The sequence below is a fragment of the Kordia zhangzhouensis genome, assembly GCF_001005305.1.
In the GTDB taxonomy this organism is placed as follows: domain Bacteria; phylum Bacteroidota; class Bacteroidia; order Flavobacteriales; family Flavobacteriaceae; genus Kordia; species Kordia zhangzhouensis.
The window spans coordinates 123,110-136,437 of sequence record NZ_LBMH01000006.1 but is presented as its reverse complement, the minus strand read 5'-3'; the positions used below and the strand labels follow the sequence as shown (position 1 = coordinate 136,437).

General features: G+C 35.4%; 12 protein-coding genes. 7 read left to right on the top strand and 5 right to left on the bottom strand.

Translation table 11 applies throughout. The features are described 5' to 3' along the window. Positions 1-35: 35 nt before the first annotated feature. Positions 36-371, bottom strand: a complete 336-nt coding sequence (locus AA088_RS10935; protein WP_046745044.1) for a hypothetical protein — start codon at positions 369-371, stop codon at positions 36-38. A 654-nt stretch (positions 372-1,025) separates the two neighbouring features. Here AA088_RS10935 and AA088_RS10930 point away from each other — a divergent pair. Both AA088_RS10930 and AA088_RS10925 read left to right on the top strand, forming a co-directional pair. Then, a complete protein-coding gene (locus tag AA088_RS10930) occupies positions 1,026-1,343 on the top strand; it encodes a peptidyl-tRNA hydrolase (protein ID WP_046745043.1) in 318 nt (105 codons plus the stop codon). Positions 1,344-1,645: 302 nt separating this feature from the next. Further along, on the top strand, positions 1,646-2,788 hold the full coding sequence (locus tag AA088_RS10925; protein WP_046745042.1) for a M57 family metalloprotease: 1,143 nt from the start codon (positions 1,646-1,648) through the stop codon (positions 2,786-2,788). Positions 2,789-2,955: 167 nt separating this feature from the next. Here AA088_RS10925 and AA088_RS18350 read toward each other — a convergent pair whose 3' ends face one another. Beyond that, entirely contained in the window at positions 2,956-3,105 is a 150-nt protein-coding gene (locus AA088_RS18350) for a hypothetical protein (protein WP_157547158.1), read from the bottom strand. Positions 3,106-3,494: 389 nt separating this feature from the next. Here AA088_RS18350 and AA088_RS10920 point away from each other — a divergent pair, with 389 nt between their 5' ends. Beyond that, entirely contained in the window at positions 3,495-3,752 is a 258-nt protein-coding gene (locus AA088_RS10920) for a hypothetical protein (RefSeq protein ID WP_046745041.1), read from the top strand. Between the two features lie 252 nt (positions 3,753-4,004). Here AA088_RS10920 and AA088_RS18345 read toward each other — a convergent pair whose 3' ends face one another. After that, positions 4,005-4,223 (bottom strand): hypothetical protein, encoded by a 219-nt coding sequence (locus AA088_RS18345; RefSeq protein ID WP_157547157.1) that lies wholly within the window; start codon positions 4,221-4,223, stop codon positions 4,005-4,007. A gap of 41 nt (positions 4,224-4,264) precedes the next feature. Beyond that, positions 4,265-4,519 (bottom strand): hypothetical protein, encoded by a 255-nt coding sequence (locus AA088_RS10915; protein WP_046745040.1) that lies wholly within the window; start codon positions 4,517-4,519, stop codon positions 4,265-4,267. Between the two features lie 346 nt (positions 4,520-4,865). On the opposite strand from AA088_RS10915, the gene AA088_RS10910 reads away from it, so the two are divergent. Genes AA088_RS10910 through pdeM form a run of 4 tightly spaced genes read left to right on the top strand, consistent with a single transcriptional unit; the run spans position 4,866 to position 10,612 of the window. Continuing rightward, positions 4,866-5,885, top strand: coding sequence for a ligase-associated DNA damage response exonuclease (locus AA088_RS10910; RefSeq protein ID WP_046745039.1), 1,020 nt, complete (start codon positions 4,866-4,868; stop codon positions 5,883-5,885). Next, on the top strand, positions 5,882-7,486 hold the full coding sequence (locus tag AA088_RS10905) for an ATP-dependent DNA ligase (RefSeq protein ID WP_046745038.1): 1,605 nt from the start codon (positions 5,882-5,884) through the stop codon (positions 7,484-7,486). The genes AA088_RS10910 and AA088_RS10905 overlap by 4 nt, the downstream gene beginning before the upstream one ends. A gap of 22 nt (positions 7,487-7,508) precedes the next feature. Then, positions 7,509-9,968 (top strand): ligase-associated DNA damage response DEXH box helicase, encoded by a 2,460-nt coding sequence (locus AA088_RS10900; protein WP_046745037.1) that lies wholly within the window; start codon positions 7,509-7,511, stop codon positions 9,966-9,968. Then, entirely contained in the window at positions 9,965-10,612 is a 648-nt protein-coding gene (pdeM, locus tag AA088_RS10895) for a ligase-associated DNA damage response endonuclease PdeM (protein ID WP_046745036.1), read from the top strand. The genes AA088_RS10900 and pdeM overlap by 4 nt, the downstream gene beginning before the upstream one ends. A 293-nt stretch (positions 10,613-10,905) precedes the next feature. Here the strand turns inward: pdeM and bglX are convergent, their stop codons facing one another. Continuing rightward, positions 10,906-13,221 (bottom strand): beta-glucosidase BglX, encoded by a 2,316-nt coding sequence (gene bglX, locus AA088_RS10890; protein ID WP_052752872.1) that lies wholly within the window; start codon positions 13,219-13,221, stop codon positions 10,906-10,908. Positions 13,222-13,328: the final 107 nt, after the last annotated feature.

Here is a 13,328-nt window from a genome sequence, read left to right as displayed (position 1 = left end):
AGTATTCGACTTTTTTTATAGTATCATTATCTAAATTATAAAATAGAATCTTTATTCTTAAAATCGGAAAGGAGTTTCTTGTAACGTTTTTCTAAGTTTCTATTATCAATCAATATAATAATCAATACAGAAAAGAAAATCAAAATAGAATACCCTAAAATGGAGTTCAAATCACCTTTATCTGCATTTAAACCTCCACTTTCAATAGGACTCTCAATTGTTGGAGATGAAATAACCGCTGCATTGGTGCTTTTGGCACTCATAAAAGTAACCTCAGCATCATACGCAGTACTGTTCTTTCTTTTAGACGTGTGTGCGAGTAATACACAAGTGCTTACAGAAAATAGTAGGATGGTTAAAAATGTTTTCACAGTCTAAAAGTATAAAAAAAAACTCACAAAAATAATTTTAGTTATTGACAATTAGCGTTTTAGTGTTGATTTCTTGTGAATAAAAATTGGGTAACAATAACTCATTTTACACTCATAAGCACCATTAGCTTGTCAAAATTTTCATCATAAGTATTTCAAACCATTACGGCATATCCTTCATTTCTCATCAACATTTGGATATGTGTAGATTTCTTATTAAATCACTAAAAATCAAAAACTTAAAATTAAATAACACATAGTAATAACAGTGTTTAGTAACATTTATTTTGCTACAATAACTTAGGATAGAGATATCTTCTTGGCAAGTAGACATGTTGGTTTAGGGGAAGAAAAAATATGCCATACTTACTAAATTTATATCATAATTCTTTCCAAAAAAAGTTAGAACTTCGTGTATTATTATCACAAAATAACAACTTTTTTTTCAAAAAATCACAAATAAATATCGGATAAACTGCAAATAAAGGAAGATAAATAGCACTTTTTGTTGATTATTTGTAGGAGTAAACTCTAAAATAAGGTGTTTTGAATACATGTTTGTTTTATAAGTATGTAAGAATCTGTATTTTTAGTTTCTGTTACTTCAATAAAAATTGTAACGCATATGAATAAGATGATTGTAAATAGAGAATCATGAAAATGTATATACTTATAAAAGATAATGTGCCAGATACATTAGCACCAGTCATCGCTGCTCATGCTTCTTTAGCGTGTTACAAAAAATTTGAAAGCGACGCAGATATGCAGCAATGGATACAAAGTGTTTTCAAAAAAGTTGTTTGTCGAGTCAATGCCAAGGAATTTGAAAATGCGTTACGGGAAAGGAAACATATTGTGCTAACTGAGTCTGCATTAGCGCATGAAGAAGTTTGTATTGCATTTTGTCCACGCACAGAATACTCTAAACAATTTCGTTTCTTTAAAATGTGGTCGCCCAACCCTATCTCTTAATAATTAAACGGCCCAATCAACGTATGTAAAAAATCTCCATACTTAATTAAGTTGTGGCGATTTGCTAATCTGAAAACGCTGATGCCATTGTGAAAAGCAGAGTGTTATTTATGTGAAATAGATTTTAGCTAAAAATTAAGTTAACATTAAGATTATCAAGGCTTCATACGTAAAATAAATTAGATACAAGACACTCTTTATCATAGCTTCTTTATGGGGATGCCGTACTCCTTTTTTAGGTTGATAAGATACTTTTACAACATGCAATTTTTCAAAGTATAAAACCAAAAAAACAAAAAATCATGAAGAAAAGTATCAATCAATTTATTGTATACGGTTTGCTAGGTTTTCTCACCTTAGTAGGCTGTCAATACGATTCGCAAGAAGTACTCGAAGAAGAAGCTACCGAAGCTGTTTTAGAACGTGTAGATGAAAAATGGCTTGCTTCCGATTCACATCCTGTGGTGCAATTACTATACAGCCGAGGTTATGAACGAGGCACTATTTACGAAACAGAAGAACATTTCTTAGCGCCGCCAGACTTACTCTACAGTAAAAATATAGATGATTACGACCTTAATGATATGGGTAATAATGGTGCAGAACAGGCATACAATACGGGGAAATTGGTATCGTTGGAGCGTATGCGTATCAATGTATTTTTAGACAATTCACTTGGAGCCGATCTTCAAACACAATCTGTCAATGCAATGAATGCACTTAATGGGATTAACAACTGTGCATTATTCTTTGTAAGGGTGTTCAATGCTAATCAGGCACATATTACAGTACGGAGTGACTTTGGCGTAGAGCCAACCAATGTATTAGGAAGAGCGGGTTTTCCTTCTAACGGACGACCATTTGATACAGTTACCTTGAATGTTGATCGTTTGGATGATTTTGGAGCAGACATTCGTAGAAATACAATCATTCACGAGCTAGGACATTGTGTTGGATTGCGCCATACAGATTGGCGTGCTAATAGAGAAAGTAGTGCAGTTAACATTCCTGGGACTAGCGAAAATGATTCAGGTTCTATTATGTGGCATACCATCAATGGAGGAAACCCATTCACCAATGGAGATTTAACTGCTTTTAGGGCATTATTTCCACGAGCTTTACGTGTTGATGTAGTCAATGTAATTGATGATTATGATTACAGCGGAGAAATATATGTATTAGACGAAGTGTATGTTGATGTATTTACGGATGGAAGTTATACAACATCAGCAACCCTTAACAGAAATGTTCGTGTCAACTACAAATTAAGAATACAAGAATACAATCATACCTCAGGAAGTTACACTTATAATCGAAACCGCTTGCTAAATTCGGGAAGTAGCCGTTATTACATAGATGAAGAAGAAGAACAATGCTCACCGTACCAAGGAGAAACGTGTACTTATGAAGAGGTAGATATTACGTATGCTTTTTCCATCTTATAAATTTCTCTTCACCACTTAAAAACACTCGTTTTTATTACGCAACCAAAAGTCCAACAATCCCTGTTGGACTTTTTTATCATTGGTTTACTTTGTTATAATGTGGTATTGAAAGAGCAAAAAAAAGCGAACTTTTTGAGTTCGCTTATCCATAGTGTATTACATATATCTTAATTCAAGTGACAGCCCAATCCTCCTTGGTCTCTTGGAACAGTATTACAGGTCATAGCAGTAGGACCACCACCTTTTACATAAGTAGCTTGTAGGTTAGACACTTGTTTTTTGTTTAGTTGTAACGATAATACATTTCTTTTTTTCATGGTAAATTAAAATTTTGATTTGTATGAAATTAGAAAAAGTACGTCACTATGTAGTATGGGAATACCCTATTTTTCTTATGTATCCAATTCATATAAGAAAAATAGGTAAAAATAGTGTGTTACATACAAATGCAATATTCAAATAAAAAAAATACAATCACTTATGCTCTTTATCAAAGAAGTTAGTATCTTTAGATTTCTCCCAAAGTAGTTGTTACAATAAAAACTACTTCATATACACATAAGTATACATCAATAACTTAAAAACCTTCTAGTAGTAGTGTAGGCTACTATATTAACTTGTTTTTACTATTACAAACAAAAAGAATAGATACTCTGACTACTCTTTTTGCACATCTAATTCAGAGTTCATCGTAAATAATTACACTATGTTACAAAACATTTTAAAACTAAAAGGGGTTCAACAATTGGACAAACAACAACAAAAAGAAGTTAAAGGTGGTAGAGCAGAAATTGATGGAGTTTGCTGTTTTAACAGTGCCGATTTTCATATGGAATCTATTCCTAACTATGCAGATCCATCTGCGGAGGGATATTTAACACATGCCCAGCGTCATGATATTTGGTTATATTACTATGATGCCTGTATGGGCGGACAAGATATTCTGTGCGTACCTGTACAATAAATAGATACTTAACAATACTAAACCACCTAAATCGTTTTGAAAAAATGGTTTGGGTGGTTTTTTTGTATTATGGCAAACGTCTTAGAATAAAGTAAGACAGTGAAAAACTTTTCAATCGTCTATAAAAACCACTAAAGAAGAGTAAGCGAAAGAAAGTACAGTAGAAAGAATTATAATAAAATAGAGAACTAAGGCTTTTGAAGTCCGAAGTTCTCTATTTTAGTTTTTTAGAACAAATTATTCCTTAAAATATTAGCAAATAGGACGTGTCTCTGTGTCCAATTCGTTGGTCTTACAAACGTTGGCGGTGCATGCTTCAATAGAATCACACGCCATTAATTGCGAGCACCCTGTTTTTGTTATTTGTGGTAAGGGACATATTCGTGTAATACGTGCGCCGCCAAACATTTCGTTCAAATTTGAAATGGTAGACTTGTTTACCTGTAAACTTTTAAGATTTCTTTTCTTCATGATATTATATTTTAATTGAAAAATAAAGTACTGTATGTGTACTATGCACATAGAGAAGCTGGCTTGGTATCTGTATCTACAAACCTTGTAGGACGAACACCTTCCGGACATATTTCAGCAGAATCACATACTGCTAATTGTGAACACCCGGTTTTAGTAGCATAATCAGTAGTACGAATTATAATAATAGTTGCAATATCTACAATGACGTCAGTACCACCTGAAACGGAGTAAGAGTGCAAACTACTAATGGTTGTTTTTTGAAGTTGTAAACTTTTAAGATTTCTTTTTTTCATGATGCTATGAGTTTAGTACAAAAAGATACTAAGAAAAGAAAATATATAACTACGGTTTTGCCGTAAAATGCGGTAATTCAATAAAGTAAGAAATGATATTGCGCTTTCTTACAATGTCTGATATGTATTACTTTGACAATATATACGAGTTGTTCTTTAAAAAGAAGTTGTGAATCATGATGCATATTATTAAAATCAATACAAACTTTTAATTAAAGCAACTGAGCATAGTTATGGAAATTTAACTGAGGTGTAATAGATATACAAACGCATTTGCGCTCATAATTTATGCGATTGCAGTACAACAAATACAAAAAAAATCGGAACTTGCTAAAAAGTTGCCACCTTGAAGATGATTAAATTTACCAAAAAAGGCATTTACTGCATTCCAGGGAAATTTTACCTCGATCCTTGGTTGCCTGTAGAGTATGCAATTATTTCGCACGGACATGCCGACCATGCTCGTTGGGGAATGAAACACTATCTCTGCCATACACATACCAAAAACATTTTGAAGCATCGTATTAGTGATGATATTTTGGTGGAAACTTTAGGATACAATGAGCCTAAAACAATCAATGGTGTTCGTGTAAGTTTTCATCCAGCAGGACACATCATTGGATCGGCGCAAATTCGGCTAGAACACAAAGGAAAAGTTGTAGTATTTACAGGTGATTATAAGGTAAAAGATGACTATATAACAACTCCGTTCGAATCGGTTAAGTGTCATGAGTTTATTACCGAAAGTACGTTTGGATTGCCTATTTACAAATGGTTGCCAGAAAAAGTGTTGCAGCAACAGCTTCATGATTGGATATTACAAAATAAAGCAAATAATCGTACGAGTGTATTGTTTGGATATTCACTTGGAAAAGCACAGCGAATTATGAAATTGGTAGAAGGGTTGGACGAAATTCTCGTGCACAATGCTATCTATCATAGCAACAATGCAATTGAAAGTTCAGGAATTGTCTTGCCAAAAACAACACGTTTAGACGGATATTTTAACAAAGCAGATGTTCAAAATAAAATCATCATCATGCCTCCTGGATTGCTAGGAAGCAAAATGCTTACACGTGTTCCAAACGCTGCAACAGCAATTTGCTCAGGTTGGATGCAGGTTCGTGGAAATCGTCGTTGGCGTGGTGTGGATGCAGGTTTTGCTGTAAGTGATCATGCTGATTGGGATGGACTGTTACAGGCAGTGAAAGAGTCTGAAGCAGAAAAAGTATATGTTACACATGGTTCGCAAGCAACTTTTACCAAGTATTTAAATAAAATTGGTATAAAAGCGCAAGAGGTAATCACTGAATATGGAGACAATGAGTTAGAAGCTGCAGAAGCCAAAAAAGAAGCGATAACATGAAACGATTCTCCGAACTCATAAGTGCTATTGAAATAACGAACAAAACCAATGCTAAAATTGAAGCGTTGGTACAGTATTTTACACATGCGGCAGACAAAGATAAATTGTGGTTGATTGCTTTGTTTACAGGCAAACGTCCGCCTCGCCCTGTAAAATCTTCACTCATGAAACAATGGTGTGCAGAACTAACTGAATTGCCCGAATGGTTATTTTTAGAAAGTTATAGTACGGTAGGCGATTTGGGAGAAACGATTGCATTGCTCTTGCCACAGCCAACACATCATATTGAAAAATCACTAGATGCTTGGATGCAAGAACTCATTCAGCTCAAATCAAAAACAGAATCGGAAAAGAAAGCGTACGTACTTAATGCATGGAGTGGATTGAATGTGCAGGAACGTTTATTATTTAACAAGCTTATCGGTGGAAGTTTTCGGATTGGTGTATCTAAAAAAACATTAGTAAATGCGTTGGCAAAGTTGACAAATATGGATGCAAACCAGCTCATGCACAGTATTATCGGAAACTGGGATATCAATTCTATTACATTTGATGAACTATTATTGGGAACTCACATTAATTATGACAACTCCAAACCCTATCCATTCTGTTTGGCATATGCATTGGAAAAAGAATTGAACCAATTGGGTGATGTAAATGATTGGCAAGTTGAGTACAAATGGGACGGCATCCGTGGACAAATTGTAAAGCGTAATGGGGAACTTTTCATCTGGAGTAGAGGAGAAGAATTGGTAACGCAGCAATTTCCTGAACTCGTAGAAGTATTTGAAACATGGCAGTACAATTTTGTAATTGATGGTGAAATTATAGCTATAAAAGATAGCAGTGTGTTGCTGTTTAATGACTTACAAAAGCGATTAAATCGAAAAAATATTTCAAAGAAACTACTGGAAGAAGTGCCTGTAGGATTTTATGCCTATGATATCTTGGAATTTGAAAATAAAGACATTCGAGAAAAATCGTTGGTAGAACGCCGCAAGAAACTTTCGCTAATTTTTAAGCAGAATACTGCAAAAAACATTCAGCTTTCAGAGACTGTAGCGGTGACTAATTGGAATGCGCTACACGAAATTCGTGAGAACTCGCGTAGTGTCAATTCAGAAGGATTAATGTTGAAACAGAAACATTCTCCTTACCATACAGGACGAAAAAAAGGCGATTGGTGGAAGTGGAAAGTTGATCCGTTGACAATCGATGCTGTGATGATTTATGCACAAAAAGGAAGTGGACGACGTAGTTCAAAGTATACGGATTATACATTTGCTGTTAAAAAAGATGATGGATTGGTAACAGTTGCCAAAGCATATTCTGGACTAACAGATGCAGAAATTACCGAAATTAGTCGTTGGGTAAATAAAAATGCAATCGAAAAATTTGGACCTGTACGAACAGTAAAGGCAGAATTGGTGTTTGAAATCGCTTTTGAAGGAATTGCTCTAAGCAATCGACACAAATCGGGCGTTGCATTACGTTTTCCACGAATTAAACGTTGGAGAAAGGATAAAACGATTAATGATATTGATACGATTGAAAGCGTAAAAGATTTGATTTATGCAAACTCGAACAATAATGAATTGTGAAAAATAAAATAAAAACGAAACAATGTCCAAACTAGAACATACAGAAGGTTATCGAATTGTTCATAATTGGATGGCAGAAAAAGGTTTTGCACCATTCGATTTTCAGCTAAAAGCATGGAAAAAATATGCGCAAAATTATAATGGATTGGTTGTAGCGCCCACAGGTTTTGGAAAAACCTATGCAATGTTTCTAGCAATATTAATTGATTATTTGAATCATCCTACTCAATATAAAAAGGGTATCAAACTGCTTTGGATTAGTCCGCTACGATCGCTGGCAAAAGACTTGCAAAAAGCCATGCAAACAGCTATTGATGAAATAGGACTTGATTGGCAAGCGGCAGTTCGCAATGGAGATACCTCTACCAAAGTTCGTCGCCAACAAGAACATGCGATGCCTGATATTTTGTTAACAACACCCGAAACGATGCACTTATTATTTTCTCAAAAAAAGAATTCACGTTGGTTTAAAAATATGCGTTGTGTGGTGGTAGACGAGTGGCATGAGTTGTTATCAACAAAGCGTGGTGTATTGACCGAATTGGTTGTAGTTCGCTTACATGCAATTGCGCCTAAAATTAAAATATGGGGCGTTACTGCAACAATTGGAAATCTAGAGCAAGCTAAAGATGTACTGATTCCTTTTAAAAATGTAAAAACTGCGATTATTACCTCTAAAGAAAAGAAAAAACTAAAAATCATTTCGTTGCTGCCCGATGAAGTTGAATTATTACCATGGGCTGGACACTTAGGAGGAAAGCTAGCTAAAGAAGTACTCAAAGTAATTTATAAAAATAATACCACATTGGTATTTACTAATACACGCGGTCAAGCCGAATTGTGGTATCAATTACTATTGGATGCCGATGCTGATTTAGCTGGGCAAATAGCGATTCATCACGGATCTATCGATGCCAAACTACGCAATTGGATTGAAAATGCTATCAACGAAGGAATTTTGAAAGTAGTGGTATGTACATCGTCTTTAGATTTAGGTGTTGATTTTAAACCTGTAGATTGTGTGGTGCAAGTAGGTTCATCTAAAGGAATTGCTCGATTCATTCAGCGAGCCGGACGTAGCGGTCATTCACCATATGAAGTGTCCAAAATATATTTTGTACCAACACACACCCTCGAATTAATAGAAGTGTCTGCTTTAAAAGAAGCTGTAAAACAACGTGACGTCGAAGCGCGTGAACCTATGGTAATGACGTATGATGTACTGGTTCAATTTTTAGTAACACTGGCAGTAGGAGAAGGTTTTGCGAAAAATGAAACTTTTCGAATGCTGCAACAAACACACGCTTTTTCATATTTGACCAAAGACGAGTTTGAATGGGCAATGCAATTTATCACCAAAGGAGGGGCAACGTTACATGCGTATGAAGAATTTCATAAAGTTGTTTTTGATGAAGAAAAACAATTATATGTCGTAAAAAGTAGACGCATCAGTATGTTGCATCGTATGAACATAGGAGCAATTGTTAGTGATGCGATGATGCGAGTCAAATATATGAAAGGTGGTTATGTTGGAATGGTAGAAGAATATTTTATTTCTAAACTAAAAGTAGGAATGCCGTTTGTGCTAGCGGGCAAAGTGTTAGAGATTGTGCATAGTAAGGACATGACTGTGTTTGTAAAACGAAGTAAAGCAAAGAAAGCAATTACACCAAGTTGGAATGGTGGACGTTTACCGTTAACGTCATATTTAAGTCATTATTTGCGCTTAAAATTGGATGATGCCTTGCAACCGTCTACGCGAGAACGCGAACTGAAATTTTTAAATCCGTTGTTGGCAACTCAGAATACACACTCTCACATTCCAAAATCAAATGAGTTTTTGGTAGAAAAAATCTATGCGAAAGAAGGATGTCATTTGTTTTTTTATCCGTTTGAAGGTCGTTTGGTAAATGAAATCATGGCATCGTTGATTGCGTATCGCATTAGTAAGTTGCAACCAATTACTTTTTCAATTGCCATGAACGACTATGGGTTTGGGCTCTTAAGCGATCAAGACATTCCTGTAACAGAGGAAGATCTGTCTGCGATTCTTTCCAAAGAAAATTTAATGGATGATGTCATTGCTAGTATCAATGCTTCGGAGGTAGCGAGCCGAAAATTTCGCGATATTGCTGTCATTGCAGGATTAGTGGTGCAATCGCAACCTGGCGCGCGAAAAACAAATAAAAGTTTGCAATCGTCTTCGAGCTTAATTTTTAAAGTGCTGGAAGATTACGAACCGAATAATTTGTTGTTGCGGCAAGCCTATACAGAAGTATTTAATGAGCAGTTGGAAGAAGTGCGTTTGCGAAAAGCATTTGAACGTATCGGGAACAGTAAACTTATATTAAAAGTAGCAAAAGGCTATACACCTTTAAGTTTTCCAATAAAAGTTGATAGTTTGCGCAACACCATGAGTAACGAAAAATTGAGCGATCGTGTAGCTCGCTTACAGAAACAACAGTACAAATTAATTACGTGAACATAGTTACAAAAAATATACAATTTGGAGGAGAAGAGCTTACCTTAACAAATCAGCGTGTAATTTACTGGAAAGCTGAAGAAACGTTGATTTTATCAGATATTCATATTGGAAAAACAGCACACTTTAGGCAACATGGTATCGCTATTCCTGATACTATTTTTAGGGAAGATTTGGAGCGATTACGACTTCTTTTGGAATATTTTACACCTAAAAAAATGATTGTGGTAGGCGATTTGTTTCATGCAAATTACAATCAGAATTTTGAGATGTTTACGAATTGGTTACAACAGTTTGAAGAACTTGATCGTGTGTTGATTCGTGGAAATCACGATCGGTTTTCGGTAGGATTTTATGAGCATTTGGGTTTTCAAACTGAGGAGCAATACGAATGCCAATCACTCATTTTTGTACATGATGCTGAGGTAATTGCACCCCACAAGTTTTATATTTCAGGTCATACGCATCCAGGTGTTCGTATCAAAATGAAAGGCAGACAATATTTGAAACTACCTTGTTATCAAGTTACAACACAACAATTGATTTTACCTGCATTTAGCTTATTTACAGGTTTAAATACACGTTCTGATTTTGAAGATTTAAAGAATTATGCATTTACCGACGACGCAATCTTAGAACTTTAAGTTGTTTATTGCATGTAAGAATCTAATCAAACTTTATAATTTATTTTTTTAACTACTTCTCAATAGTTAAGTTTAGGAAGTTGTGTGATAACAATTATTTGATTTGCTGCACAAAGCAATAATGATGGATGCTGCTATTTTGTCTGTAAAAAAGAGTGTGATGTGTAAACATTATCAATATTTTCGTCCAATAAGAACAAAAAAAGATGCTCAACCGATAGAGCATCTTTAGTGAATAAAATTAAAAAATAAACTATATAAATAGAATCTTGTAGGTAGTTATATTTGAATAGTTATTTTAAGGTAAAACTACTTTGCAATGAAGTAATTGAACTTCCTCCCACAAAAACTTCAAAGTCGCCCGCTTCTACTATATACTCCCCTTGGTTGTTAAAAAATCCAAGTTCTTTATTGCTTAATTTGAATTCAATAGTTTTGGTTTCTCCTTTTTTTAGCGAAACTAACTCGAAGCCCTTGAGTTCTCGCACGGGGCGTGTAATACTTCCAAAAAGGTCTCGGATATACAATTGCACTACTTCTTTGCCATCATAATCGCCTGTATTGGTTACGTCAACGGTTACTTTGATGGTGTCACCAATCTTAAATTCTGTTCCATGTACTTTGAAGTTAGAATATTGGAACGTTGTGTAACTCAATCCGTGTCCAAAAGGGTATAAAGGAGTGTTGTCAACATCTGTATAATGTGACCAAAATACATTGTCGTTCGTGTCTACAGGTCTTCCTGTACTTTTATAGTTGTAGTAAATAGGGATCTGTCCTACATTTCTAGGAAATGTCATAGGTAATTTTCCGCTAGGGTTATAATCGCCATATAGCACTTGTGCAATAGCATTACCAGATTGCGTGCCGAGCTGCCAACCTTCTACAATGGCAGGAATATGCTCTGTAGCCCATTCAATGGCTAGCGGCCTACCATTGTTTAATACTAATACAATATTTTGATTTACGGCATATACGGCTTCAAGAAGTTCTTGTTGCAATCCAGGCAGATCTAAATGGGTTCTGCTTCTGCCTTCGCCACTTTGAAAACCATGTTCGCCTAGTACCATAACAACAACATCTACAGTTTGGGCAGCTGCTACAGCTTCGTCAATGCCAGTGCGATTTGTTGTATTGATTTGCACTTCTTCTATGAAAGCAGTGTTTCCAACAACGAGTTCAACACCTTTGTGATGCGTAAGTGTGTTGCCTGTATATTGTTGCATTCCTTCCAACACAGAAACGGCTGTATGATCATCTGAAGCTATACGCCAACTTCCTAAAGGGCTGTTTTTATCGGCAGCAAGCGGTCCTATCAGTGCTATTTTTTGTCCTTCTTTTTGTAATGGGAGAAGATTCCCCTGATTTTTTAATAACACAATAGATTTTTTAGCAACATCAAGTACCGCCTCATGATGCTTTGTGTGGCCGATATTTTCTTTTTCGTTGGTTTCGTCGCAATACGTATATGGATTGTCAAAAAGACCTAATTCGAATTTTACTTTTAAGATTCTGCGAACGGCATCATCTATAATACTTTCTTGTACTACACCTTCTTGTACTAATTGTACCAATTCTTGTATGTAAACATGTCCTTCCATATCAAGATCAGAGCCTGCTCGAGCTGCAATAATGGCTGCTTGACGCTTGTCTTTCGCGTGTCCCCAAAAAATAATTTCATTAATCGATGCCCAATCAGATACTACAAATCCATCAAAGTCCCATGCGCCTTTTAAAATGTCTCTTTGTAAAAATTCACTTCCAGTAACAGGAACACCATTTAGTTCGTTGAACGAGTTCATAAATGTTTTTACGCCACTATCAGCAGCGGCTTTAAAAGGAGGTAATACTGTATTGTATAGGGTTGAAGTTCCAATATCTACTGTATTGTATTCTTTTCCTGCTTCAGAGAATCCATAAGCAGCAAAGTGTTTTGCACATGCGGCAATAGTATTATTTTTTGTGAGGTCGTTTCCTTGAAAACCAAGTACACGAGCTTTGGCGATTTTACTTCCTAAATATGGGTCTTCTCCACCACCTTCCATAACACGTCCCCATCGCGGATCTCTAGAAATATCTACCATAGGAGCAAAAGTCCAATTGATTCCAGCTGCAGAAGCTTCCGTTGCTGCTACACGAGCAGAATTGCGAATTGCTTCAAGATCCCAACTTGCTGATTCTGCTAATGGAATAGGACTTAGTGTTTTGTATCCGTGTATGACATCAAACCCGATGAGTAATGGAATGCCCAAGCGTGTTTCTTCCACAGCGATGCGTTGTACTTCTTTTACATTTTCGACACCTCGTATGTTTAGCATAGCGCCTACCCAGCCTTTTTTTAAATGCTCGTATTTAAGCTTTGCAGAACCTCCTTGTGGTGTTGGGCCAGTTACGTCCCAAAAACCATTATATAAATTCATTTGACCTACTTTTTCTTCTAAGGTCATTTTTGCTAGTAAAGAATCAACTCTTTGGTCAACAGATATTTCTTTCATCACTTCCATTTGTGAACCACTTTTTTTATTTGTGACACATCCTAAAAAACAAAGTACCATTATTAATATGAGTAGGACGTTGTATTGGTTACGATTCATGAGGATTGTTTTCATAAGGATTATGTGATGTAAAAGTATAATATTATTAGTCTAACTATTATACCCAAATAGTCAAAATATAATCTTTTTTTTATGTTAGAGTATTAAAAATGGTATTAAAA